The sequence below is a fragment of the Mesorhizobium vachelliae genome, assembly GCF_033977325.1.
GTDB classification, from domain to species: Bacteria; Pseudomonadota; Alphaproteobacteria; order Rhizobiales; family Rhizobiaceae; genus Mesorhizobium; species Mesorhizobium vachelliae.
This window is the reverse complement of the sequence record NZ_JAVIIR010000002.1, coordinates 234,222-257,288: the sequence shown is the minus strand read 5'-3', so window position 1 is coordinate 257,288 and position 23,067 is coordinate 234,222. Positions and strand designations below refer to the sequence as shown.

Annotated in this window: 23 protein-coding genes; 17 read left to right on the top strand and 6 right to left on the bottom strand. The window is 65.0% G+C overall.

Annotation, left to right across the window (positions count from 1 at the left end):
* Positions 1-37: 37 nt before the first annotated feature.
* Positions 38-385, top strand: a complete 348-nt coding sequence (locus tag RFM41_RS04880) for a DUF1491 family protein (protein WP_320246566.1) — start codon at positions 38-40, stop codon at positions 383-385.
* A gap of 6 nt (positions 386-391) precedes the next feature.
* On the opposite strand, the gene RFM41_RS04875 is transcribed toward RFM41_RS04880, so the two are convergent.
* A complete protein-coding gene (locus RFM41_RS04875) occupies positions 392-1,399 on the bottom strand; it encodes a DUF2336 domain-containing protein (protein ID WP_320246567.1) in 1,008 nt (335 codons plus the stop codon).
* A gap of 189 nt (positions 1,400-1,588) precedes the next feature.
* Between RFM41_RS04875 and RFM41_RS04870 the strand changes: the two genes are divergently transcribed.
* The gene (locus tag RFM41_RS04870) at positions 1,589-1,783 is read left to right on the top strand and encodes a hypothetical protein (RefSeq protein WP_320246568.1); all 195 of its coding nucleotides are present in this window, start codon (positions 1,589-1,591) and stop codon (positions 1,781-1,783) included.
* Between the two features lie 13 nt (positions 1,784-1,796).
* On the opposite strand, the gene RFM41_RS04865 is transcribed toward RFM41_RS04870, so the two are convergent.
* From RFM41_RS04865 to RFM41_RS04850, 4 genes are all read right to left on the bottom strand, one after another.
* On the bottom strand, positions 1,797-2,345 hold the full coding sequence (locus tag RFM41_RS04865) for a DUF1254 domain-containing protein (RefSeq protein WP_320246569.1): 549 nt from the start codon (positions 2,343-2,345) through the stop codon (positions 1,797-1,799).
* Positions 2,338-2,922, bottom strand: a complete 585-nt coding sequence (locus RFM41_RS04860; protein ID WP_320246570.1) for a DUF1214 domain-containing protein — start codon at positions 2,920-2,922, stop codon at positions 2,338-2,340. The genes RFM41_RS04865 and RFM41_RS04860 overlap by 8 nt, the downstream gene beginning before the upstream one ends.
* A gap of 80 nt (positions 2,923-3,002) precedes the next feature.
* On the bottom strand, positions 3,003-5,159 hold the full coding sequence (locus tag RFM41_RS04855) for a transglycosylase domain-containing protein (RefSeq protein WP_320246571.1): 2,157 nt from the start codon (positions 5,157-5,159) through the stop codon (positions 3,003-3,005).
* Between the two features lie 161 nt (positions 5,160-5,320).
* On the bottom strand, positions 5,321-5,959 hold the full coding sequence (locus RFM41_RS04850) for a TetR/AcrR family transcriptional regulator (RefSeq protein WP_320246572.1): 639 nt from the start codon (positions 5,957-5,959) through the stop codon (positions 5,321-5,323).
* A 110-nt stretch (positions 5,960-6,069) separates the two neighbouring features.
* On the opposite strand from RFM41_RS04850, the gene RFM41_RS04845 reads away from it, so the two are divergent.
* The 3 genes from RFM41_RS04845 (at position 6,070) to RFM41_RS04835 (ending at position 10,593) form a co-directional block, all read left to right on the top strand.
* Positions 6,070-8,481, top strand: coding sequence for a GcvT family protein (locus RFM41_RS04845; RefSeq protein ID WP_320246573.1), 2,412 nt, complete (start codon positions 6,070-6,072; stop codon positions 8,479-8,481).
* Between the two features lie 12 nt (positions 8,482-8,493).
* Positions 8,494-10,047 (top strand): trimethylamine methyltransferase family protein, encoded by a 1,554-nt coding sequence (locus RFM41_RS04840; RefSeq protein WP_320246574.1) that lies wholly within the window; start codon positions 8,494-8,496, stop codon positions 10,045-10,047.
* 138 nt (positions 10,048-10,185) lie between these two features.
* Entirely contained in the window at positions 10,186-10,593 is a 408-nt protein-coding gene (locus tag RFM41_RS04835; RefSeq protein WP_320246575.1) for a DUF3168 domain-containing protein, read from the top strand.
* Positions 10,594-10,609: 16 nt separating this feature from the next.
* Here the strand turns inward: RFM41_RS04835 and RFM41_RS04830 are convergent, their stop codons facing one another.
* Positions 10,610-10,996 (bottom strand): ester cyclase, encoded by a 387-nt coding sequence (locus tag RFM41_RS04830; RefSeq protein WP_320246576.1) that lies wholly within the window; start codon positions 10,994-10,996, stop codon positions 10,610-10,612.
* Between the two features lie 232 nt (positions 10,997-11,228).
* Here RFM41_RS04830 and RFM41_RS04825 point away from each other — a divergent pair, with 232 nt between their 5' ends.
* The 12 genes from RFM41_RS04825 (at position 11,229) to RFM41_RS04770 (ending at position 22,954) form a co-directional block, all read left to right on the top strand.
* Positions 11,229-11,528 carry a hypothetical protein gene (locus RFM41_RS04825; protein ID WP_320246577.1) on the top strand — a complete coding sequence of 100 codons (300 nt, stop codon included), beginning with the start codon at positions 11,229-11,231 and terminating at the stop codon, positions 11,526-11,528.
* 63 nt (positions 11,529-11,591) lie between these two features.
* A complete protein-coding gene (locus RFM41_RS04820) occupies positions 11,592-12,257 on the top strand; it encodes a response regulator transcription factor (RefSeq protein WP_320246578.1) in 666 nt (221 codons plus the stop codon).
* Positions 12,258-12,279: 22 nt separating this feature from the next.
* Positions 12,280-13,668: an ATP-binding protein gene (locus tag RFM41_RS04815; protein ID WP_320246579.1), complete on the top strand. Its 1,389-nt coding sequence runs from the start codon at positions 12,280-12,282 to the stop codon at positions 13,666-13,668.
* Positions 13,668-13,808: a hypothetical protein gene (locus tag RFM41_RS04810; RefSeq protein WP_320246580.1), complete on the top strand. Its 141-nt coding sequence runs from the start codon at positions 13,668-13,670 to the stop codon at positions 13,806-13,808. Before RFM41_RS04815 ends, RFM41_RS04810 begins: the two co-directional genes overlap by 1 nt.
* Positions 13,805-14,242 carry an RT0821/Lpp0805 family surface protein gene (locus tag RFM41_RS04805; RefSeq protein ID WP_320246581.1) on the top strand — a complete coding sequence of 146 codons (438 nt, stop codon included), beginning with the start codon at positions 13,805-13,807 and terminating at the stop codon, positions 14,240-14,242. Before RFM41_RS04810 ends, RFM41_RS04805 begins: the two co-directional genes overlap by 4 nt.
* Before the next feature lie 222 nt (positions 14,243-14,464).
* Entirely contained in the window at positions 14,465-15,601 is a 1,137-nt protein-coding gene (ccmI, locus tag RFM41_RS04800; protein WP_320246582.1) for a c-type cytochrome biogenesis protein CcmI, read from the top strand.
* Between the two features lie 4 nt (positions 15,602-15,605).
* Complete coding sequence (ccmE, locus tag RFM41_RS04795) at positions 15,606-16,049, top strand: cytochrome c maturation protein CcmE (protein WP_320246583.1); 444 nt, start codon at positions 15,606-15,608, stop codon at positions 16,047-16,049.
* Positions 16,049-18,034: a heme lyase CcmF/NrfE family subunit gene (locus RFM41_RS04790; protein WP_320246584.1), complete on the top strand. Its 1,986-nt coding sequence runs from the start codon at positions 16,049-16,051 to the stop codon at positions 18,032-18,034. The genes ccmE and RFM41_RS04790 overlap by 1 nt, the downstream gene beginning before the upstream one ends.
* The gene (locus RFM41_RS04785; RefSeq protein ID WP_320246585.1) at positions 18,031-18,495 is read left to right on the top strand and encodes a cytochrome c-type biogenesis protein; all 465 of its coding nucleotides are present in this window, start codon (positions 18,031-18,033) and stop codon (positions 18,493-18,495) included. The genes RFM41_RS04790 and RFM41_RS04785 overlap by 4 nt, the downstream gene beginning before the upstream one ends.
* Positions 18,496-18,875: 380 nt before the next feature.
* On the top strand, positions 18,876-20,432 hold the full coding sequence (locus RFM41_RS04780) for a Do family serine endopeptidase (RefSeq protein WP_320246586.1): 1,557 nt from the start codon (positions 18,876-18,878) through the stop codon (positions 20,430-20,432).
* A 256-nt stretch (positions 20,433-20,688) separates the two neighbouring features.
* Positions 20,689-21,363: a response regulator transcription factor gene (locus RFM41_RS04775; RefSeq protein WP_320246588.1), complete on the top strand. Its 675-nt coding sequence runs from the start codon at positions 20,689-20,691 to the stop codon at positions 21,361-21,363.
* A 109-nt stretch (positions 21,364-21,472) separates the two neighbouring features.
* A complete protein-coding gene (locus RFM41_RS04770) occupies positions 21,473-22,954 on the top strand; it encodes a sensor histidine kinase (RefSeq protein WP_320246590.1) in 1,482 nt (493 codons plus the stop codon).
* Positions 22,955-23,067: the final 113 nt, after the last annotated feature.

The window sequence follows — 23,067 nt, the reverse complement described above, 5'->3', positions numbered from 1 at the left end:
GCTGTAAGAAACCGCGCATGCCATCCGGAACCTCGCCATGCGCGTAACCACCGACCTCTGGGTCTCGGCCCTTATGCGCCGCGTCTTCAGCGCCGGCGGCTTCGCCGCCGTGGTCACGCGCGGCGCCACCGAAGCGGGCGCGGTTTTCGTGTTGTCGCGCGGGCGTCTGGGGGAGGTGGCCCTCTATGGACCGGCGCCGCAGACCAGCTACGATTCGGCCAAGCCCGACGAGCGTTTCTTCACCATGCTTGATTCAAGCGACGACAGTTCGGCCTTCGATGCGCGGCTGGAGCGGGAGAAGAAGTTCGATCCCGACATATGGGTGGTCGAGATCGAGGGCGGGACCGTTCCCCTCGAAGAGCTGCTTTCCGTGAAGGCGGAGTAGACCGGATCAGGAAGCCTTGAGGCCGGCGCTCGCCTCGTCGCTGTTCGACACGTCGCGGCGTTCGGCGCCGGGTGCGTCGGGAGCATTGTCGCGGATCGCCCGCGAAAGGGTCTCGGCCTTCCAGGCGCGCACCTTGTCGAGCGCCGCTTCGCGGTGCAGCAGCCGGTAGCGGTCGAGGAAGAGCCGGATCGCCTGCGGGTGCGGGAGCTCGCTCGGATAGACCGCGACCGCGATCAGGAAGGCCCTGTCTTCGCTGAGGTCGAGGGCGCGCAGCGCAGCAAGCAATGCGCCATAGCTCGACTGCCCGGTTACCGAGCGGGCAGTCGCGAAGTCGATATCCAGCGCGTCGGCAAGCGCGGTCTGGAAGAAGGCCGCGTTGCCGGTCAGCGCCGTCTCGCGCAGTTTCACATAGGCCGGCTGGCCGAGGAATGTGTTGACGTCGGCCGCGTCGTCGGTGGGACGCATCATCGACCGCAGGCGGCGCCGCGCGTTCTCCGCTCCTTCGCCGGGCGCGGGACGGTCGGTGTCCGTCTTGGCCACGGGCTCCGGTTTCGGTGTGAGCTTCGTGACCGTTTCCGGCGGCCGCGTCTTGACCAGCGTCGGTCTTTCCAGCGCGCGGATCAGGTCGGCGATCGTCGGGTTGAGCTCCTTGCGGCGCGCGATGGCGCGCGCATGCGGCAGCCCGTGCCGGCCGATCAGCGCGATGAGGTCTATGTCGCTCAGCGCGTTGGAGCGGGTGAGGAGGGGCGCTGCGATCTCGACCGGCTCTTCGGCCAGCCGCCGCACCAGGGCGGTCGGCGCATAATCGCATTCGGATAGGGCGGCAGCGACATAGCGGCGCGACTCGACCGACACCTCATCGAACAGCGGCAGCGTCAGATCCTCGAGCTGGGCGATCTCGCGGCGCGAGGGACGCGTCAGCGAGCAGAAGGCGGACACGCTGGCGCGGAACAGCCTTTCGGCCTTTCCCGCTTCGGTCCGGATAGCGATTTGCCTGAAATCCGAAGATGACACGGAGGATACGCCCGACACTCGATACACGCCCGAACCCGCGCAATCCGGCCTGGCCGGTTTCGCGTCTTCAGGAAAACAAACGTCAAATTAGCCGCGATCCGTTAGCGCTCCGTTAACCCTCTACGCCCCTTAATCAACTTTGGAGGCGTTGCGTTGTGCTCCGGTCAAACCGAGAGGAATACGCGAACCATGGGCATGATCCTGTCTTTTGTGCCGCGTGCGGCACCTGTAAATCGAGCAAGTCACGACACCAGTACGGCGGCGGCGGTGATCATTTTCCCCGGCGTCCGCTATGAGTTGCGTCCGCAGGCCGATGAGGCACGGCGCGGCGACAGCGGCACCGACAGGCCAGGCTCCTCACCGCCTGTAAAGCCGCATCACTGATCGGGTCGTTTTCTCAGTAATCCTGCAATTCGCAGGCGCTCTGCTCGAGGAAGCGTGACACGATCGGCTTCCAGCTTTCGTCCGGCACGAAGGCGCGGACGACGAAAATGCCTTCCTCGATCGGCGCTTCGACGAAGATCGCGCCCTGCAGATCCTCCGGAAGGTCGCGCCGCACGTCGATCATCTGCGCCGGTGTCAGCACCACCGCGTCGAGCTTCTCGCCATTGGCGTTGTGGTCGTTGAAGGAATAGATGTTGTGGCCGCTGCGGTCATAGACCGAAGCCGACCAGAACGGCACGTCGCCCGGCGCCCTGATCCTGACCAGCCCGTCGGCAAGATCGAAGCGGCAGGCCGCCGCATAAAACAGCGGGTCGACCGATTTCACCACCGGCGCGCCGCCGGCCTCGGCGTCGAGCCGCGTCATCTTGTAGAGGTCGGATGCCATCGCCAGCCGCGACCAGGCATCGCGTTCGGAAAATTCCGGCACCAGGAACAGCACGACGATATGCACGATGCCGGCGCCCAGCAGGCCGAGGATCAGGGCATGCAGCAGCCTACGCATTGCAGCCCGCCTTCAGGATGCGCGGCAGCGTCACGTCGGAGAGGCCGGTGCTCGAGGCGATGGGCGTGTCGTAGAAGGTCAGCACGAAATACATCTTGCCGGAGCCGCCGGTCAGCAGCCAGTTGCCGGGGGCCGGGCGCTTGCCGACGGAGATGACGACGGAATTGTCGGGCCGGCGCAGCACTTCGTAGGATTGCAGAGCCGACTGCCTCGGCTTGCCTGTGACGATCACGCCAAGCGACTGGTCGGCGGCGTAGAGCGTCCAGAAGCGCGCGGTGGGATAACCGCCTTCGATCGTGTAGGTGCATTCGCGTTTCAGCGGTTCGCCCGCATCGTCGCGCTCGGCGACGAAGGCAAGCCCCTCGGCCTGGCCGAGCGCCAGCACGCCCTCGCGTGCCACCCGCGCCTTGGAATAGGGATCGGCGGCTAAAGTCCCGGCTTCGGGGAAAGCGGTCCATTGGCCGATGCGGATCGCGCCGACGCCGTCCTGCGCATTGAGCGCATACCAGACGCTGTAGCCGCCGAGCCCGATGGCGATGGCAAGCGAAAGCAGCGTCAGGATGGCGTTCTTGAGCATGAGAGCCGCAAACAGAGGAGATTGCCCGGGATATCGCGGCGCGGGGTGCTGTGGCAAGCCGGCTTCACGCACGCGCCACTCTAAAGCGCCGAAAGCGTCTCCGGAAAAGCGGGGGCGCCCAGCACGGGCGCGGCCTGGAATGCCTTGGTCATGTCCCGCAGCGTCTGGCTGGTGCGGCTGGACAGCACCGGCGGACGTTCGGCCTCAGCCTGCGCCGCCGCCGCGTCGGCTTCCTTCTTCGCCGCTTCCTCTGCCTTGGCCGCGACCTCCGGATCGACCCAGGGATGATCGAGACCGGGGATCGGCTTCAGGTCGATATTCTGGTGCGCATAGACCATCAGCCGCTGCCAGACCATCGCCGGCAGCGTGCCGCCGGTCATCTTGTTGGTCGGCGTGAAGTCGTCATTGCCGAGCCAGACCGCGGCCGTGTAATTGCCGGTGAAGCCGACGAACCAGGCGTCGCGATAGGATTGCGTGGTGCCCGTCTTGCCAGCGACGACGATGTTGGGAAGCTGGGCGCGCCGCGCCGTGCCGATCGCCGGCACCGCCGCCAGCATCGTGTTCATGTATTTCAGCGCCTTTTCCGACAGCACGCGGTGCGGTGGCGGCGCATCCTTGGCCCAGTCATAGACCACCTCGCCGGTGCGGGTGACGAGCTGGGTGATGCCATGGCGGGAGCCGACGAAACCGTTCTGGGCAAAAACGCTGTAGCCGGTCGCCTGATCCATCACGGTCATGCCGGATGTGCCGAGCACCATGGTCTTGTGCGATTCCAGCGGCGATTCGACACCCATCGATTCCGCCATCGCCTTGATCGGGGGGATGCCCAGGTGATCCTTGGCGAGCCGCACCGGCACCGTGTTGATCGACTTGGCGATCGCCGTGAGCAACGTGACATTGCCGGCCGAGCCGCCATTGTAATTATGCGGCGACCAGCCGCCCCAGGTGATAGGGCCGCCCGAAACGACCGAATCCGGCGTGAAGCCATGCTCCATGGCGGTGGCATAGACATAGGGCTTGAAGGAGGAACCGGTCTGGCGCAGCGCCTTGGTGGCGCGGTTGAACTGGCTGGTGCCGTAGTCGCGGCCGCCGACGATGGCGCGAACCGCGCCATTGGTCTCGATCACCACCACCGCGCCTTCGGTGACGTTGTATTCCTTGCCGAACTGCCGGAGATGGAATTCGACCGACTCTTCCGCGGCCTTCTGGATGTTGGCGTCGAAAGTGGTATGGGCGACCAGCGAATGCTGGCCGGGCTTGGCGATCTTCTTCACCTCGTCGAAGGCCCAGTCGAGGAAATAATCCGGGCTCTTCTGCTCGCCGCGGTCGACGACGTCGGCCGGATGCAGCCGCGCCTGCAGCACCTGGCCCTCGGTCATGAAACCGGCGTCGACCAGGTTGGACAGCACCACATTGGCGCGGGCACGGGCCGCCGGCAGGTTGATGTGCGGGGCGTATTTGGTCGGCGCCTTGAAAAGGCCGGCCAGCATCGCCGCCTCGGCGAGACTCAGGTCCTTGACGCTCTTGCCGAAATAGAAATCCGCCGCTGCCTCGATGCCGAAGGTGCCGCCGCCCATATAGGCGCGGTCGAGATAGAGCTGCAGGATCTCCTTCTTGGACAGGTTCGCTTCCAGCCATAGCGACAGGAAGGCTTCCTTGATCTTGCGCTCCAAGGTGCGCTCGTTGGACAGGAAGAGGTTCTTGGCGAGCTGTTGGGTGATGCTGGAGCCGCCCTGGACCACCGAATTGGCGCGCATATTCTCGAAGAGCGCGCGCGACAGGCCAAGCACATCGATGCCGTAGTGGTCGAAGAAACGCCGGTCCTCGGTCGCCAGCACCGCCTTGATGACGATGTCCGGCATCTCGTCGACCGGCACGGAGTCGCGCTGGATGATGCCGCGCTGGCCGATCTCGTTGCCGTAGCGGTCCAGGAAGGTGACGGCGAAGTCGCCCTGGTTGCGCCAGTCGCCGGCGGTGATGTCGAAGGCCGGCATGGCGAGTGCCAACAGCACCACGAAGCCGCCGGCGCCCATGGTGAAACCTTCGCTCAGCACCTCGATGATGGCGCGGCGCCAGCCATGCACACGGAAACGGCGAAAAAAGATGGTCGCCGCTTCCCAGAATTCGCGCGCTTTGAAGCCGATCTCGTAGAGCGAGGAATCGAGCCAAGCGTCGACGGCAAGAGCCGCCGAGGCGATCCGGCCTCTTCTCTTGCGTGGTTTCGAAGGACTTTCCATTCCGGATTTCCACCCTGGACGACCCTCGATATCCGAACGGATATTTCAGTGCCGCCTTGAGAACGACTAATCGTCCATTTTCAACCCGCTCACAAGGGCAGCGAAGCCACAGCACAAGCATTGTTGATTGGAGGCCGCTGGCCGTTAACGGCCGATCGGTATCACCGCGCCGCGATGAAGCGCATGAAATGCGTCACATCCGCCTCGGTCGGCTCCTGGCCGGTGAAGGAGCGCAGATAGGCGGCAAGATGGCTGACGCGCGCCTCTACCGGTTCCTTGAGGTCGAGCACATAATAGCCGATCTGCATGTAATAGAGGACGCGGGCGCGGATGAAGGCGTCCTCGCTCTCATAGCCGTGCCGCCGGTACATGTCGCGTATGGCAAGCAGGCGCTCCTCGTCGGCTTTGTCGATCATGCGCCGTACGTCCTCCGAGCGCCTTGCCCATTCGCGGACGGCGAAGTCGAGACGCGGGTCGAACAGGCGCTCGTCGGCCCAGCATTCGAAGACGTTCATCACACCCATGATGATGGTTTCTGCCGGCCGGCGGGCACGCTCGACGATCGCCGTGGTGTTGGTCTCGTGCCAATGCTTGAGCAACTGGTCGAGCAGGTCCTGCCGGCTTTCGAAATACCAGTAGAAGCTCGAGCGCGAGACACCGAGCTTCTGTCCCAGCGTCAGCACGCGCACGCTCTCGATGCCGTCGGAAATCAGCGTCTGCAGCGCGAGGTTGATCCAGTCCGCGCGGGTAACCTTGATGTTGCCGGGCGCCGGCTCGTCCTGGGGAGCGATCATGATCATGACCGAACAAGTGGCACGGCACACGGCGGCGCGCAAGCTCTGGACAGAAGTGTCTAGACACATATGTACAGGACATGTATCTTGGAGCCTCCAACGAGAGGGAGAGGCTCGTGAAGTCGCATTACCGGGCAGTTGTCATCGGGGGAGGCGTGGTCGGCGCTTCTGTGCTCTACCATCTGACGCGTTTCGGATGGAGCGATGTGGCGCTGATCGAGCGCGCTGAGCTGACGGCGGGCTCGACCTGGCATGCGGCGGCCGGGTTCCACGCGCTCAACGCCGATCCCAATGTCGCGGCGCTGCAGGACTACACGATCAAGCTCTATCGCGAGATCGAGGCGGAGTCCGGCCAGAATGCCGGCCTGCACATGACCGGCGGCGTCAACATGGCGAGCGACCCGCAGCGCTGGGAGTGGCTGAAATCGGCCTGGGCGGTGTTTCAATCGGTCGGCATCGAGACGGCGCGGCTGGTGACGCCGGAGGAAATCAAGGAGATCTGCCCGATCGTCGATGTCAGCGACGTGCTGGGCGGCCTCTATGATTCCAACGAAGGCCATCTCGATCCCTATGGCACCACACACGCCTATGCCGGCGCCGCGAAGAAGCGCGGCGCGGACGTTATCCTGCGCAACCGCGTCGTCGAGTTGAAGCAACGCGCCGATGGCGGCTGGGACGTCGTCACCGAGAAAGGCACGATCGTTGCCGAGCACGTCGTCAATGCCGGCGGCCTGTGGGCCAAGCAGGTCGGGCTGATGGCTGGCGTCGACCTGCCGGTGACGCCGATGGAGCACCATTATTTCGTCACCGAGGACATTCCCGAGGTAGCGGCGCTCGACAAGGAGCTCGGCCTCGCCGTCGATCTCGACGGCTTCTCCTATCTTCGCCAGGAGCGGAAGGGCGTGCTGCTCGGCGTTTACGAGCAGAACCCGAAACACTGGAACATGGACGGCGCGCCCTGGGATTACGGCATCGAGCTGATTCCGGAGGATATCGACCGCATCAGTCCCGAGCTTGCCAAGGCCTATGAGCGCTTCCCCTGCCTGGCCAAGGCCGGCATCCGCAAATGGGTCAACGGCGCCTTCACCTTCACGCCGGACGGCAATCCGTTGGTCGGTCCGGTGAGGGGGCTCAGCAACTACTGGGTCGCCTGCGGCGTCATGGCCGGCTTCAGCCAGGGTGGCGGCGTCGGCAAGTCGCTGGCCGAATGGATGATTTACGGCGAGCCGGAAGCCGACATTTTCGGCATGGACATCGCCCGCTACGGCGCCTTCGCCGCCAACCGGGAGTATCTGCGGCAAACCACGGGTCAGTTCTATGCCCGCCGTTTCGTCATGACCTTCCCCAACGAGCGTCTGCCGGCCGGCCGGCCGCTGAAGCGTCCAGGCGCGTATGAGGGCATGAGCGCCGCCGGCGCCGAATGGACGGCGTCCTGGGGGCTGGAGATCCCGGCCTATTTCGCGCCGATGGGATTCCGCGAGGAGACGACGCTGAAGCGCTCCAACGCCTTCGACATCGTAGGCGACGAGGTGTTGCAGGTGCGCCGCGCCGCCGGCCTTGTCGATACCACCGCCTTCTCGCGCTACGCCGTGTCCGGTCCCGGCGCCGCGGCCTGGCTCGACCGGCTGCTTGCCTGCCGGCTGCCGAAGCCCGGCCGCGCGAAGCTGGCGCCCATGCTTGGCCCCGACGGCAGACTCAAGGGCGACCTCACCGTGCTCAACTGGGGCGGCGGCGAATACTGGATCATGGGCTCCTACTATCTGCGCGAATTCCACATGCGGTGGTTCGAGGCGCACATCGCCGAAGGCGTCTCCGTCACCGATATCTCGGACGCCATGTCCGGTTTCCTCGTCACCGGTCCGAACGCGCGCCGGATCGTCGAACGCACCACGCATCAGGACGTCTCGGCGGCAGCCTTGCCGTTCATGGCTTGCGGCGAATTCGACATCGGCATGGTGCGTGCCCGGGTGGCACGGCTGTCCATCGCCGGCGAGCTCGGCTTCGAGATCAACTGCCCGGCCACGCTGCATTCGACCCTGCGCGAGACGCTGCTTGCCGCCGGCGAAGACCTCGGCCTTGCCGAGATCGGCTACTACGCGTTGAATTCGCTGAGGCTGGAAAAGAGTTTCGGCATCTGGTCGCGCGAATTCACGCAAGGCTACACGCCAGGCCAGACCGGGCTCGACCGCTTCATCGCTTTCGACAAGGGCGATTTCATCGGCCGCCAGGCCGCGCTCAAGGAGCGCGAGGCCGGCGTCTCGCGGCGGATCGTGACGCTGGAGATCGACGCTGTCGACGCCGATGCCAGCGGCTTCGAGCCGGTCTGGCACAAGGGCCGGCGTGTCGGCTTCGTCACCTCCGGCGGCTACGGCTACACCCTCGGCAAGAGCGTCGCCCTGGCGTTGCTCGATGACGATTTCGCCGGGGAGGGCACCGAACTTTCCGTACACATTGTCGGGGTCGAACGGCCGGCGCGCGTCATCGCGGCCTCGCCCTACGACGCCGAAGGCAAGGCGATGCGGCAATGAGGAGGAACCGCCATGATCGATGAGGCCGCACGTGATCTCAGGCGCGAGCGCCGGCGCGGACGCACCGGCGAGGCGGGCAGCGAGTCGAGCCGGCATCCGAACTACCGGTCGCTGAAGAACCCCTTCCTGCCGCAGCCGATCTTTTCCGACGACCAGGTCGCGGCCATCCACGCTACGGGGCTGCGCGTGCTGGAAGAGCTCGGCATCAAGGTGCTGCTGCCCGAGGCCCGCGCCATCTACGGCAAGGCCGGCGCATTGGTCGACGAAGACAGCCAGATGGTCAGGATCGGCCGCGACATGGTCGAGGCCGCGCTCGCTGCGGCGCCGCGCTCCATTCCCGCACTCGGCGGCGACCGCTCGCGCGACCTGACGCTCGAGCTCGGTTCGATGACCTTCCTGGCCGGCTCCGGCGCTCCCAATGTCACCGATCTCGAGCGCGGCCGCCGGCCGGGCACGCTCCAGGCTTTCGAGGAATTCATCAAGCTGATCCAGCATTTCGACGTGCTGCACATGCTCGGCCCCTGCGTCGAGCCGCAGGACATCGACAACCGCTTCCGCCACTATGCCTCCAACCGGGCGCAACTGACGCTCTCGGACAAGTTTCCCTTTATCTTCGCGCGCGGCACGCCGCAGGTCGAGGACGGTTTCGAGATGATCCGCCTGGCGCGAGGCCTTTCGCAGGACGAGTTCCGCGCCGGCGCCCATTGCTACACCGTCATCAACACCAACTCGCCGCGTCAGCTGGATATCCCGATGGCGCAAGGCATCATCGACTTCGCCAAGGCCGGCCAGGTCCTGGTCATCACGCCCTTCTGCCTGGCCGGCGCGATGGCGCCGATCACGGTCGCCGGCGCGTTGACCTTGCAGCATGCCGAGGCGCTGGCCGGGCTGACGCTGGCGCAGCTCGCACGGCCCGGCGCGCCGGTGGTTTATGGCTCCTTCTCCTCCAATGTCGACATGAAGTCGGGCGCGCCGGCCTTCGGCACGCCGGAGCACATCAAGGCCACGCTTGGAGCCGGCCAGCTCGCCCGCTACACAGGCCTGCCCTGGCGCTCCGGCGGCGGCAGCGCTGCCAACGTCTCCGATGCGCAGGCGGCGCATGAGACGCAGTTCGCGCTGTGGGGCTCGGTGCTGGCCGGCGCCACCGTCTGCATCCACGCCGCCGGCTGGCTGGAAGGTGGCCTCAGTGTTTCCCTGGAAAAGCTGATCACTGACATCGAGGCGCTGCAGACGGTCGCCGAGCTTTGCGCCACGACGCCGGGCGACGCCGACGCCATCGGCTTCGAGGCGATCGCCGAAGTGCAGCCCGGCGGTCATTTTTTCTCGGCCGCGCACACAATGGCGCGCTACCGTACAGCCTTCTATGAGCCGGTGGTGGCCGACTGGTCGAATTTCGGCAACTGGACGCAAGCCGGCGGCAAGACCGCCACGGAGCGCGCGACCGGCATCTGGAAGCGGATTCTTGCCGATTTCCAGCCACCCGCCTCCGCTGCCGCCACCGCGGGCGTGCTCGACGAGTTCATCGCAAAGCGCACCGAGGAGGGCGGCGCTGCGCCGGTCTCATGATTTGACGAAAACGTAATAAATTCGAGACCTTCGCCCTTCACGCTTTAGTCGAACCGATTCGCGATCTGGCATCGGATCGCGAGCGCGGCTACGTTGTCGCGCTGCAACGCGGAGACATATGTTGGCGATGGACGGTAGATGACGGCGCCTGGCGATTTGATGCAGGCCTTGTTCCTGAGGCTGAAGACCGATGCGTCGCTATCGGCGCTGCTCGGTGGCGCGGGCCTGCTCGAACAGGCGAACAACAAGGCGGCCTTTCCGAACGTCACCTACGGCCGCACCAGCGCCTTCGACCTCGAGACCGGCGCCGACAACGACAATGACCAGCTGGTCACCTTGCACATTTGGTCGAAGGCTCAAGGCGAGGCCGAGACGCGGCTCATCATGGACAGCATCAAAGCGCGTCTCGATGGCGCGGCGCTGTCCATCGGCCCGCGCGGCCAGACGCGGTTGTCGCTGGAATTCGCCGAGGCGCGTTACGACGAGGACCTTGCGGTCCATCATGGATTGCTGCGCTTCCGCGCGTTGACGCAGGACGCCGTCTGAGAATTGCCTCCCCAGGTCAGAGCTGCGCCTGGATCGCAGCCTTGTCGATGACCGACCAGACCTCGCGAATCCGCCGGTCGTGGAATTCGTAGAAGACGTTCTCGGCGAAGCTGACCCGTTTGCCGTGGACCGGCAGGCCGAAAAGCACCCCCTTGGGCCGGCAGTCGAAATGCAGGCGCGCCGCCACGCGCGGCGGCTCCGAGATCAGAAGCTCAATGTTGAAGCGCAGGTCGGGAATGGCCTCGAAATCGCCTTCCAGCATCCGGCGATAGCCCGAAAGCCCGATCGTCTCGCCATTATACTGCACCTCGTCACCGACGAAGCGGCCGAGATTGTCCCAGTCCTGCTCGTTCAGGCAGGCGATGTAGCCCCGGTAGAGATCGGCAACATCCTCGTGCGTCATCGCATGCTCCTATGGTCGTCCGGCGTTCCTACACTAGCTAGCGCAGGGCACGGAATCGGCAGGCCAAAAAGCGTAGCGGATTAGGTGTTTTTCCGGCTATGAATTCGAAGCCCGGGCTTGAGGGAGCCTCGGCCGCAGCAGGATGTCTCGCATGGGGGGGCATGGCGGGCATGGATTTTCGATCGTTCACCGTTCATTTCACGTTCAGCCCATATGCGTTAGAACCGTGATCATGAAAAATCTTGGCTCCCACCTCCGCAAAGTAGTGCTGGCGCTTGCCGCGACCGGCCTCTTTGCGTCGCAGACGACGGCAATGCCGGTCGTCGACCCGTCGGTCGACCAGCCGGTCGTGCTTGCCGCCGGCGATTGCTACGCCATCGGCCAGCAGGTCGCCGCGCAGAATGGCGGCACGCTGGCCAAGGCCTCGCAGGCGACGCGGGGCGGTCAGCAGGTCTGCGTCATCGTCGTGCTCGTTCCCGGTAAGGACGGACAGCGCCCGCGTCGCTCGGAAATCGTCGTCCCGATGGGCTGACCCCCTCGTTTCCCTGGCTGGCGGAATCGGCCTATACGTCTACCCAACAACAGGCTTCAACCCATGCGCGTGCTCGTCGTCGAGGATGACAAGGATCTCAACCGGCAACTGGCCGATGCGCTGGTCGATGCCGGCTATGTGGTCGATCGGGCCTATGACGGCGAGGAGGGGCATTTCCTCGGCGACACCGAGCCTTACGATGCCGTGGTCCTCGATATCGGCCTGCCGCAGATGGACGGCATCAGCGTCGTCGAGCGCTGGCGCCGCGGCGGCCGCAAGATGCCGGTGCTGATCCTCACCGCGCGCGACCGCTGGAGCGACAAGGTGGCCGGCATCGACGCCGGCGCCGACGACTATGTCACCAAACCTTTCCATATCGAGGAGGTGCTGGCCCGGGTGCGGGCGCTGATCCGCCGCGCCGCGGGCCATGCGTCGTCCGAGCTCATCTGCGGGCCGCTGCGGCTGGACACCAAGGCGTCCAAGGCCGACGTGAACGGCGTGCCGCTCAAGCTCACCTCGCACGAGTTCCGGCTGCTCGCCTATCTGATGCATCATATGGGCGAGGTGGTGTCGCGCACCGAGCTGGTCGAGCATCTCTACGACCAGGATTTCGACCGCGATTCCAACACCATCGAGGTGTTTGTCGGCAGGCTTCGCAAGAAGATGGGCATCGACATGATCGAAACCGTGCGTGGCATGGGCTATCGCATGCGTGAGCCGGAGGCGTGACGCGGAACCGCTGAAGCCAACGATGAGAACGTGGCTTTCAAGGCTGCGGCTCTGGCCGCGCTCGCTGACCTTTCGCGTCATCGCCTTTTCGACCATCTGGGCGATCCTGACGCTGGTCGTCATCTTCACCCTCATCACCACGCTTTACCGCCAGGCCAGCGAACGCGGCTTCGACAGCCTGCTTTCGGCGCATCTGTTCAACCTGATCGGCTCCGTCGGCATTTCCGACAACGGCGCGCTGACCGGCTCGCCCGACCTTGGCGACCTGCGCTTTTCCCAGCCGAATTCCGGCTGGTACTGGTCGGTGGAGCCTGCCTCCGAAGGCGTGCATGGCGAAATCCATTCCTCCTCGATGACGACCTCGCTCCTGTCGCCGAGCGTTGCGGAAGTGCCGTTCAACGCCAACTTCCAGCGCAGCTACTCGATGGAAGGCATAAAGGGCGAGCAGCTCGAAGTGTTCGAGAGCGAGTTCGTGCTGGACGCCAAGAACCGCGCCGCGCGTTTCCGCGTCATGGGCAACCACAGCGAGCTGGAAGAGGAGATTGCCAGCTTCCAGCGCCGCCTGCTCACCTATCTGTCGCTGTTCGGCGTCGGCATGATCGCCATCAACGCCATCGCCATCCTCTTGGGTCTCCAGCCCTTGCGCCGGGTCCGCAACGCGCTGGCCATGGTGCGGGAAGGCACCGCCCAGCGCCTGGACGGCAGCTTCCCGGCCGAGATCGAGCCGCTCGCCAACGAGACCAACGCGCTGATCGAGAACAACCGCCGCATCGTCGAGCGCTCGCGCACGCAGGTCGGCAACCTTGCCCACTCGCTGAAGACGCCTCTAGCCGTGCTGATCAACGAGGGCCGCGCGCTGGGCGGCGCCAAGGGTCAGCTGATCGCCGGGCAGGCCACCTCCATGCAGAAGCAGGTCGACCACTATCTGCAGCGCGCGCGAGTCGCCGCGCAGCGCGACAGCGTCGTCTTCCGCACGCCGGTTTCGCCACTGGTCGAGCGCATGGTGCGCGTGTTGCGCAAGCTCAACCCGCAAACGATGCTGACGCTGTCCCTGCCGCCGGCCGAGATCGTCTTTGCCGGCGAGCGCGAGGATCTCGAGGAATTGCTCGGCAATCTGCTCGACAATGCGATGAAATGGGCAAAGAGCGCCGTTGCCGTGACGATCGCCACTATTTCGGGAAGCGGCAACCTGTTTGAAATCGTTATAGAGGACGACGGTCCGGGCATTCCCGAGGACAGCGCGCGAGAGGTGTTGAAGCGTGGCAAGAGACTGGACGAGACGAAGCCGGGAACGGGGCTTGGCCTTGCCATTGTCGCCGATCTCGTCAACGAGTATGGAGGCTCGCTGGCGCTGGAACGGTCTGGCATGGGCGGCTTGAGGGTGGTGGTGAGATTGCGGAGCCTTCAGTGATGTTTTTTATCGATTCGCGCGCGACTGCCAGCGGCCAAATTTCCGACAAATATCAACACTATGGCGATGAAAACGTCCTGATGGCGCGCCCCCAGCCCATCCAGTTCCATCCCGCTGAAGAGAACCGGTTGTCGGCATGAAGATTCGCGTCGCGCTCGTTTCCGCCTTGCTCGCCGTTTCCGGTTGCACGACACTGGGCAGGGGTGGTCCGACTTCTCCCGTCACGCCTGTTTCCACGCCGCCTACCGGCGGCAAGGTCTCGACAAGCATCGTTTCGGCCATGAATGGCGGGCTTATCGGCGGATCGATCGGCTCGGGCCTCAGCGATACCGAAAAGCGCAAGGGCCTGGAGGCGGAGTATAAGGCGCTGGAATACAACACCAGCGGCCAGAAGGTGACGTGGAAGAGCGACAACTCCTCGCATTATGGCGAGGTCGTCGCCGCCCAGCCTTACCGGGTCGGCTCGCAGGATTGCCGCCAGTACACCCACACCGTCTATACCAGCGGCACGGGCGTCACCGCGCGCGGCACCGCCTGCCGCAACGCCGACGGCAGCTGGACGCCGCTGACTTAGAGCATGATCCCGAAAAGTGGGAACCGGTTTTCGGAAAAGATCATGCTCCAGCAAGGAGTTAGATCAGGGTGGCGATTCAACGAAACATCATCCTGATCTAAGGTAGGGGCCACAGCCGGCGCGATTTTTGATATCGATCAAGGCCGGATGGCGCGCCCGCCGTCAAAGCGTCGCACGATGGTCGTGTTGGCAGGGCAGGGCTCTGCCGTTATTGGAACAGGCATGCTGTTTTGGGTCATAGCCGCAATCCTCACGCTGGGCGCCAGCCTGGCGGTGCTGTTGCCGCTCACCGGCGGCATGAAGGGCGCGTCGCCGGCTGGCGACCACGATCTCGAAGTCTATCGCGACCAGCTTTCCGAGCTCGACCGCGACATGGCGCGCGGCCTGATCCAGCCCGGGGAGGCCGAGGAGGCGCGTGCCGAGATCGGCCGGCGCATCCTGCGTCTGGGCCCGGCTGCGCAGCCGGGCTCCGCCACGCCCAAGCCATCGCACGGCGCCAGATGGGTCGCCAGCGTGGCCGTGCTTGTGGTTCCCCTGCTGAGCTGGGGGCTCTACGGCGTGCTCGGCTCACCCGATCTGCCTTCGCAGCCGCTGGCTGAGCGTCTGGCCAAGAACCCGGCCGATTCCTCGGTCGACGAACTGGTCGCCCGCGCCGAGGCCCATCTCGCCGCCAATCCGTCGGATGGCAAGGGCTGGGACGTGCTGGCGCCGATCTATCTTCGGCTGCAGCGCTTTCCTGACGCCGTGACCGCCTACCGCAACGCCATCCGCCTCGATGGCGACAGCGCCGTGCGCCAGTCAGGCCTCGGCGAGGCGATCGCCAGCGCCGCCGGCGGCATCGTTTCGGCCGACGCTCAAAAAGCCTTCGAGGCGGCGTTGAAGCTCGATCCGGCCAACGCCAAGGCCAATTTCTACCTGGCGGTCGGCCTCGCTCAGGAAGGCAAGAAGGCCGAAGCCGTCGCCGCCTGGCAAAAGATGCTCGGCCAACTCGCGCCGGATTCGCCTTGGCGCAGCGCTGTCCAGCAGGCGCTTGGCGAGGCGGGTGGGCCCGCTGTCGCCGATGCCGCGCCGGCCAACGGCCCCGACGCGCAGCAGGTGGAAGCCGCGCAGCAGATGTCGCCGCAGGACCGGCAGGCGATGATCGAGACCATGGTCGCCGGTCTCGACGACAAATTGAAGCAGAATCCCCGCGACGAGGAAGGATGGATGCGGCTTATCCGTTCCTATGTCGTGCTTGGCAAGGCCGACCAGGCGCGGGCCGCGCTCGGCCGCGCTGTCGCCGCCTTTGGCGCGGACAGTGAACAGGCCAAGAAATTCACCGCCTTCGCCGCCTCGCTCGGCGTGACGGCGACGGAGTAAGGCAATGACGCGCAAGCAGAAGCGGATGTCGGTGATCCTGGCGGGCTTGGCTTTCCTCGGTGCCGCCGCCGGGCTCACCTTCTATGCGCTGGGACAGAAGGCCTCCTATTTCTACATGCCTGCAGAGCTGGCAACGGCAACCGTCCAACCTGGACAGCGCATCCGCCTTGGCGGCCTCGTGGAGAGCGGCACTGTCGTGCGCGGCAATGGCGCAACCGTGGCCTTCTCGGTTACCGACACGCAGAAATCCGTCAAGGTGACCTACACCGGCATCCTGCCCGATCTCTTCCGCGAGGGGCAGGGCGTCATAACCGAGGGCGCTTTCGGTCCGGATGGGGTTTTCGTCGCCGACAGCGTCTTGGCCAAGCATGACGAGCGCTATATGCCGAAGGAAGTCGCCGACGGGCTGAAGGCCAAGGGCGTCTGGGTGGAAAGCAAGAGCCAATAATGGTCGAGACCGGACATTTCGCTTTAGTCCTCGCCTTCGCGCTCTCGCTGGTGCAGATGCTGGTGCCGCTGGTCGGCGCCCGCAGCGGCAACCAGCGGCTGATGGCGGTCGGCGGCCCCGTCACGGTCACCGGCTTCGCGTTGACCGCGCTGTCCTTCACCGCCCTTGCAAGCGCCTATGCCGGCTCGGACTTCTCGGTGGCGAGCGTGTGGGAGAACTCCCATTCGCTGCAGCCGATGATCTACAAGATCACCGGCACGTGGGGAAACCACGAAGGCTCGATGCTGCTGTGGGTGCTGATCCTGACCTTCTTCGGCGCGCTGGTCGCCGTCTTCGGCAACAATCTGCCGGCGACCCTCAAGGCCAACGTGCTGGCGGTCCAGGGCATGATCGGCGCCGCCTTCTTCCTGTTCATCCTGGCGACATCCAATCCGTTCATCCGGCTCAATCCGGCGCCGATCGAGGGCCGCGACCTCAATCCGATCCTGCAGGATCTCGGCCTCGCCATCCACCCGCCGATGCTCTATCTCGGCTATGTCGGCTTCTCGATCTGCTTCTCCTTCTCGGTCGCGGCACTGATCGAGGGGCGCATCGACGCCTCCTGGGCGCGCTGGGTGCGGCCTTGGACGCTGGTCGCCTGGATGTTCCTGACCGGCGGCATCGCCATGGGTTCCTACTGGGCCTATTACGAGCTCGGCTGGGGCGGCTTCTGGTTCTGGGATCCGGTCGAAAACGCCTCCTTCATGCCGTGGCTCGCGGGCACGGCGCTCCTCCATTCGGCCATCGTCATGGAGAAGCGCTCGGCGCTGAAGATCTGGACGCTGCTGCTAGCGATCCTGACCTTCTCGCTGTCGCTGCTCGGCACTTTCCTGGTGCGTTCCGGCGTGCTCACCTCGGTGCACGCCTTCGCCACCGATCCGGCGCGCGGCGTCTTCATCCTGTGCATCCTCACGCTGTTCATCGGCGGCTCGCTGACGCTGTTTGCGTTGCGCGCCTCGCAACTGACGGCGGGCGGCCTGTTCCATCCGATCTCGCGCGAGGGCGCGCTGGTGCTGAACAACCTGTTCCTCACCACCGCCACGGCAACGGTGCTGGTCGGCACTCTCTACCCGCTGGCGCTGGAGGCGCTGACCGGTGGCAAGATCTCGGTCGGCGCGCCCTTCTTCGACCTGACCTTCGGTCCGCTGATGCTGCCGCTGCTTGCGATCGTACCGTTCGGCCCCTTGCTTGCCTGGAAGCGCGGCGACCTCATTGCCGCCTCGCAGCGCCTGATGGCGGCCTTTGCGCTCGCGATCGCCGCAATGCTGGTCACCGGCCTGTTCATCGACGGCGCCTCCGTGTTCGCTGCCCTTGGCGTCGGCCTTGCCGTCTGGCTGGTCGCGGGCGCGCTGACCGACCTTGCCGTCAAATCCGGTTTCGGCGCCGTGGCGCCGGCCATCGTGCTGCGGCGCTTCGCCGGCCTGCCACGCTCGGTTTTCGGCACGGCGCTTGCCCATCTCGGCCTTGGGCTGACCTTGCTCGGTATCGTCAGCACGCTCTGCTTCGGCACCGAGAAAATCCTCTCCATGCGTCCTGGTGAAACGGTAGAGCTCTCCGGCCATACGCTCCGCTTCGAGGGGCTTACCCCACAGAAAGGTCCGAACTTCACCGAGGATCGCGGCCGCTTCCTGTTGATGGGCGCCGACGGCAACGCCGATGGCGCGATCACCTCCGCCAAACGCTTCTATCCGGTGCGCCAGATGGTGACGACGGAGTCCGGCATCAGGACGCTCGGCTTGAGCCAGCTCTATCTGTCGCTAGGCGACGAGAACAATGACGGCTCCGTCGTCGTGCGTTTGTGGTGGAAGCCGCTGGTGACGCTGATCTGGGGCGGCGGCCTGGTGATGATGGCTGGCGCCGCCATGTCGCTGCTCGACCGCCGCCTGCGCGTCGGCGCGCCGGCAAAGCGGCGCAAGCCGGCCGCCGCCTTGGCGACCCCGACATGAAAGCGAGATTTTCGCTCGCCCCGCTGGTCCTGCTGCTGGCTCTGGCCTTTGCCGGCTCTGCCCTGGCGGTGAAACCCGATGAAGTGCTGCAGGACCCGGCGCTGGAGGCGAGAGCGCGTACGCTGTCGGAAGGCCTGCGCTGCATGGTCTGCCAGAACCAGTCGATCGACGAATCCGACGCCGATCTCGCCCGTGACCTGCGGGTCCTCGTGCGCCAGCGGCTGGTGGCCGGCGACACCGACCAGCAGGTGATGGACTATATCGTCTCGCGCTATGGCGAGTTCGTCCTGCTCAAGCCGCGCTTCAGCCTGCGCAACGCGTTGTTGTGGGGGACGCCGGTGCTTCTGCTCCTGGCCGGCGGCCTCTTCATCGTGCTCAGCGCCCGCTCGCGCCGCCCGGCACCGGATAGCACCCTGAGCGCCGAGGAAAAGGCGGCGCTGGACAAGATGCTGCGCGATTAACGCACGAATGCGGACCTCGGAGGTTGGCCGAGACCTCTGTGCCGTCGTCATCCACGGGCGAAGCAAGGAGCGAAGCGACGCGGCGCAGACCCGAGGATCCATTCCATGGCTTCGAGGCGTCGCGGCCGTCCAGAATTCTGCGCCGTGGCACCCCTCGCGCAAGGGACGGAGCTTCGCTCCCGCTTTGCCCTGGAATGGCAACGTCGCGAGTGCTTCTGCCAAGCCTTCGAGCGTGGCATGCCTGTGGTTATCGTCGCCTATCCCCAACATTACAAAACTTTCATGTACCGGAAATGGCGCCGTAATGTGCGGCTCTCTAATCCTCGTGCCCGAGGATGCTTCGCCTGAGCGCATCCCTTCGAAAGAGGAAACGAAACCCCATGAATATTGCCCCCAATTCATATTCCCGCACCCGAAAGCGCCTGATGGCCGCCGTCGCTTCCCTGGCCCTTGTCGGCACGGTCGGCGCTGGCATGCTCGCAACCGGCACCGCCCCCGTGCTGGCCGATGCGGTGCGCGTCGAGGCCCCGCAGATGCCGAGCTTCGCCGATGTCGTCGAGCACGTCTCGCCGGCGGTCGTCAGCGTCAAGGTCAAGGCCAAGATCCAGCCGACCGCCGACGACGGTTCCGATGATCAGGACGGCTTCGACAACCTGCCGGACAATCCGCAGCTGCGCCGCTTCTTCAAGGAATTCCGCGGCTTCGGCGACCAGGGCCAGGGCGGCCAGTTCGGCATGCGTCGCTTCAACCACCGCGACCATGGCAATGGCCAGCCGCGCCCGATCGCTCAAGGGTCGGGCTTCTTCATTTCGGAAGACGGCTATCTCGTCACCAACAACCACGTCGTGTCGGAAGGCTCGGATTTCAGCGTCGTCACCAATGACGGCAAGGAACTCGACGCCAAGCTGATCGGCACCGATCCGCGCACCGATCTGGCCGTGCTCAAGGTCGATGGCGGTGGCAACAAGTTCACCTATGTCGACTTCGCCGACGATTCCAAGATCCGCATCGGTGACTGGGTGGTTGCCGTCGGCAATCCCTTCGGGCTTGGCGGCACCGTCACCGCTGGCATCGTCTCGGCCCGCGGCCGTGACATCGGCGCCGGCCCCTATGACGACTTCATCCAGATCGACGCTTCGGTCAACCGCGGCAATTCGGGCGGTCCGACCTTCAACCTCAACGGCCAGGTGATCGGCATCAACACCGCCATCTTCTCGCCGTCGGGCGGCAGCGTCGGCATCGCCTTCGACATACCGGCCTCGACCGCCAAGCAGGTCGTCCAGGACCTGATGAAGAGCGGCTCGGTCCAGCGCGGCTGGCTTGGCGTCGAGATTCAGCCGGTCACCAAGGACATCGCCGAGTCGCTCGGCTTGAAGTCGGACAAGGGTGCGCTGGTCTCGAGCGCCCAGGATGGCGGGCCGGGCAAGAAGGCGGGCATAGCCGCCGGTGACGTCATCACCCAGGTCGACGGCAAGGATGTCGCTTCGCCGAAGGAACTCGCCCGAATGATCGGCGCATTCGCGCCGGGCAAGTCGGTCGATGTCACCGTCTGGCGCAACGGCAAGGACGAGACCGTCAAGGTCGATCTCGGCACGCTGCCCGCGAGCGACAAGCAGGCCTCGAACGACGACAACAACAAGCAGTCGGCCCCGGCCGCCAAGGCAGACACGCTGGCCGATCTCGGCCTGACCGTCACCAAGGCGGAAAAGGGCAAGGGCCTCGTGGTCACCGATGTCGATCCCGACAGCGACGCGGCCGACCGCGGCATCCAGCCCGGCGACGTCATCACTTCGATCAACTCGAACGAGGTGAACACGACCGACGATGTCTCCAAGGCGATGACCGATGCCGCCAAGGCCGGCCGCAAGGCCGTGCTGATGCAGATCACCCGCGACGACTCGAACCGCTTCGTCGCGCTGCCGGTCGGTAAGGGCTGATATCAACTTCAGCTTTTCCCTGCGGCGGTATCAACACCCCCGAGCCGCCGCCGGGAAAACATGGGGCCGAGCACGTAAGTCAGTCACCGTGTTTCGCTCCTGGCGGCAGCGGGTTTCCCATCACCCGCTGCCGCTTTATCGCATGTCGCCCAAAAGTGGTTGCCGGTTTTGGGAAGAAGACATGCGACTAATGAATGCAAGGCAAGAAGATATGGCTGCCCCTCAAACTTCAGGTGAAATCGCGTATAAAGGTCCCATGAAGATTCTCGTCATGGAAGACGATCGCGAGGCGGCGGACTACTTGCAGAAAGCCTTTGCCGAGGCGGGCCACACTGCTCATGTCGCCGGCGACGGCGAGACCGGCTTCGCGCTCGCCGATGTCGGCGACTATGACGTGATGGTGGTCGACCGTCTGATGCCGCGCCGTGACGGCCTGTCGGTGATTGCCGCCCTTCGCTCGCGCGGCAACACCACGCCGGTGCTGATCCTTTCGGCGTTGGGCGAGGTCGACGACCGCGTCACGGGCCTGCGCGCCGGCGGCGATGATTACCTCACCAAGCCCTATGCCTTTTCCGAATTGCTCGCCCGCGTCGAGGTGCTGAACCGCCGCGCCAGCGCGCGCGAGTCCGAGACCGTCTACCGTGTCGGCGATCTCGAGCTCGACCGGCTGTCGCATTCGGTCAAGCGGGCCGGCCGCGAGATCACGCTGCAGCCGCGCGAGTTCCGCCTGCTCGAATATCTGATGCGCCATGCCGGGCAGGTGGTGACGCGCACCATGCTGCTGGAAAATGTCTGGGACTATCATTTCGATCCGCAGACCAACGTCATCGACGTCCACGTCTCGCGCCTGCGCGGCAAGATCGAGAAGGGCTTCGACAAGCCGATCCTGCACACGATCCGCGGCGCCGGCTACATGCTGAAGGGCGGCTAAGCATGATCCCGAGAAGTGGGAGCCAGTTTTCGGAAAAAATCATGCTGCAACAATGGGTTAGATCAGGATGACGATACAGAAAATCGTCGTCCTGATCTAAGAGCCGACCATGGCTCTTTCCCTGCCGGCCATCATGAAGACGACGGCGGCCCGGCTTTCGGCGCTCTATCTTCTGCTTTTTGCGCTCTGCGCGGTGCTGCTTGTCCTCTACATGACGTCGCTGTCGGCGCGCATGCTGACCGCGCAGACGCAGGAGACGATCAACGACGAGGTGCTGGGCCTGGCCCGCGCCTATCAGCGCGGCGGTCTGCCGGTGCTGGTGCGCGTCGTCGAGGCTCGCTCGCGCCAGCCTGGCGCCAATCTCTACCTGATCGCCGACGCCAATGGTCAGATCCTGACCGGCAATGTGCAGAGCCTGGAGCCGGGGGTTATCGAGACCGAGGGCTGGACGACTGAGCCCTTTTCGTATCAGCGCTTCGGCGAGGGTGAGCTCGACCGGCTGCGCAGCGGAGCTACCGATCAGCCGGCACCCCAGGCCGGCGACAGCAGCAACACTCCCCAGTCGACAGGGGAAAAGGGCCACAACGCCATCGCGCTGGTGCTGAGGCTGCCCAACCAGATGATCATGCTGGTCGGTCGCGACCTCGGCGAGCCGGAGCGCTTCCGCGCCGTCATCAGCCGCGCGCTGACGCTGGCGCTCGGCATGATGGGCCTGGGCGGCATCCTGATCTGGTTCTTTGTCGGGCGCGCCGCGCTGAAGCGCATTGACAGCGTCTCCGACGCCAGCCGCCGCATCATGGGCGGCGATCTCAGCGGACGGCTGCCGGTCACCGGCGCCGGCGACGAATTCGACCGCCTGTCGGAAAACCTCAATACGATGCTGGCCAGGATCGCCATGTTGAACGAAGGGCTGAAGCAGGTCTCCGACAACATCGCCCATGATCTGAAGACGCCGCTGACCAGGCTGCGCAACCGCGCCGAGGCGACGCTTGCCGGCAGGCACAAGACTGCGGATTACCGACAGGCGCTGGAAGGCACGATCGCGGAGTCCGACCAGCTCATCAAGACGTTCAACGCCATCCTGATGATCTCGCGCCTGGAGGCCGGCTATTCCTCGGAACAAACCGGCCCCGTCGATCTCGCCGCCACGGTGAGCGACGTTGTCGAGCTCTACGAGCCGGTGGCGGAGGAAGCGGGTGTCGCGCTGGAAACGACCGCGCCCGAGGCCCTGACGGTCAACGGCAACCGCGAGCTGATCGGCCAGGCGCTGTCCAACATCGTCGACAACGCCATCAAATACTCGACCGACGCCGCCGAGGCGCCGAAAGTACGGGTAGCGCTGGAGCGCGCCGGAAGCGAGATCAAGCTCACCGTCACCGACAATGGCCACGGCATTCCGGACGACGCCGATCGTGCCCGCGCCACCGAGCGCTTCGTGCGCCTGGAAAAGAGCCGCTCGCAGCCGGGCTCGGGCCTGGGCCTCAGCCTCGCCAAGGCAATCATGACTTTCCACAACGGAAGGCTTGATCTTTTACCCGCCAATCCCGGATTGTCCGTGGTCATGAGTTTCCCGTTGCGGGAGACGCATTAAAGCAGGTCGCGTGAAAAAGGATTCACGCGACCTGCTTTAAGTTTTTGATTTAAGCATGTCTTTGTCCCGAACCCGGGCCCACTTTCGGGAGACATGCTCTAATGGCGCGGATA

What these genes read in the sequence shown, in the direction of transcription:
- RFM41_RS04880 (WP_320246566.1), top strand. Translation starts at nt 38, where the DNA reads ATGCGCGTAACCACCGACCTCTGGGTCTCGGCCCTTATGCGCCGCGTC.
- RFM41_RS04865 (WP_320246569.1), bottom strand. Translation starts at nt 2,345, where the DNA reads ATGCGTAGGCTGCTGCATGCCCTGATCCTCGGCCTGCTGGGCGCCGGC.
- RFM41_RS04790 (WP_320246584.1), top strand. Translation starts at nt 16,049, where the DNA reads ATGGTCGAGACCGGACATTTCGCTTTAGTCCTCGCCTTCGCGCTCTCG.
- RFM41_RS04825 (WP_320246577.1), top strand. Translation starts at nt 11,229, where the DNA reads ATGAAAAATCTTGGCTCCCACCTCCGCAAAGTAGTGCTGGCGCTTGCC.
- RFM41_RS04820 (WP_320246578.1), top strand. Translation starts at nt 11,592, where the DNA reads ATGCGCGTGCTCGTCGTCGAGGATGACAAGGATCTCAACCGGCAACTG.
- RFM41_RS04770 (WP_320246590.1), top strand. Translation starts at nt 21,473, where the DNA reads ATGGCTCTTTCCCTGCCGGCCATCATGAAGACGACGGCGGCCCGGCTT.
- RFM41_RS04855 (WP_320246571.1), bottom strand. Translation starts at nt 5,159, where the DNA reads ATGGAAAGTCCTTCGAAACCACGCAAGAGAAGAGGCCGGATCGCCTCG.
- RFM41_RS04810 (WP_320246580.1), top strand. Translation starts at nt 13,668, where the DNA reads ATGTTTTTTATCGATTCGCGCGCGACTGCCAGCGGCCAAATTTCCGAC.
- RFM41_RS04860 (WP_320246570.1), bottom strand. Translation starts at nt 2,922, where the DNA reads ATGCTCAAGAACGCCATCCTGACGCTGCTTTCGCTTGCCATCGCCATC.
- RFM41_RS04785 (WP_320246585.1), top strand. Translation starts at nt 18,031, where the DNA reads ATGAAAGCGAGATTTTCGCTCGCCCCGCTGGTCCTGCTGCTGGCTCTG.
- RFM41_RS04850 (WP_320246572.1), bottom strand. Translation starts at nt 5,959, where the DNA reads ATGATCATGATCGCTCCCCAGGACGAGCCGGCGCCCGGCAACATCAAG.
- RFM41_RS04835 (WP_320246575.1), top strand. Translation starts at nt 10,186, where the DNA reads ATGACGGCGCCTGGCGATTTGATGCAGGCCTTGTTCCTGAGGCTGAAG.
- RFM41_RS04775 (WP_320246588.1), top strand. Translation starts at nt 20,689, where the DNA reads ATGAAGATTCTCGTCATGGAAGACGATCGCGAGGCGGCGGACTACTTG.
- RFM41_RS04870 (WP_320246568.1), top strand. Translation starts at nt 1,589, where the DNA reads ATGGGCATGATCCTGTCTTTTGTGCCGCGTGCGGCACCTGTAAATCGA.
- RFM41_RS04780 (WP_320246586.1), top strand. Translation starts at nt 18,876, where the DNA reads ATGAATATTGCCCCCAATTCATATTCCCGCACCCGAAAGCGCCTGATG.
- RFM41_RS04840 (WP_320246574.1), top strand. Translation starts at nt 8,494, where the DNA reads ATGATCGATGAGGCCGCACGTGATCTCAGGCGCGAGCGCCGGCGCGGA.
- ccmI (WP_320246582.1), top strand. Translation starts at nt 14,465, where the DNA reads ATGCTGTTTTGGGTCATAGCCGCAATCCTCACGCTGGGCGCCAGCCTG.
- RFM41_RS04830 (WP_320246576.1), bottom strand. Translation starts at nt 10,996, where the DNA reads ATGACGCACGAGGATGTTGCCGATCTCTACCGGGGCTACATCGCCTGC.
- RFM41_RS04805 (WP_320246581.1), top strand. Translation starts at nt 13,805, where the DNA reads ATGAAGATTCGCGTCGCGCTCGTTTCCGCCTTGCTCGCCGTTTCCGGT.
- RFM41_RS04815 (WP_320246579.1), top strand. Translation starts at nt 12,280, where the DNA reads ATGAGAACGTGGCTTTCAAGGCTGCGGCTCTGGCCGCGCTCGCTGACC.
- ccmE (WP_320246583.1), top strand. Translation starts at nt 15,606, where the DNA reads ATGACGCGCAAGCAGAAGCGGATGTCGGTGATCCTGGCGGGCTTGGCT.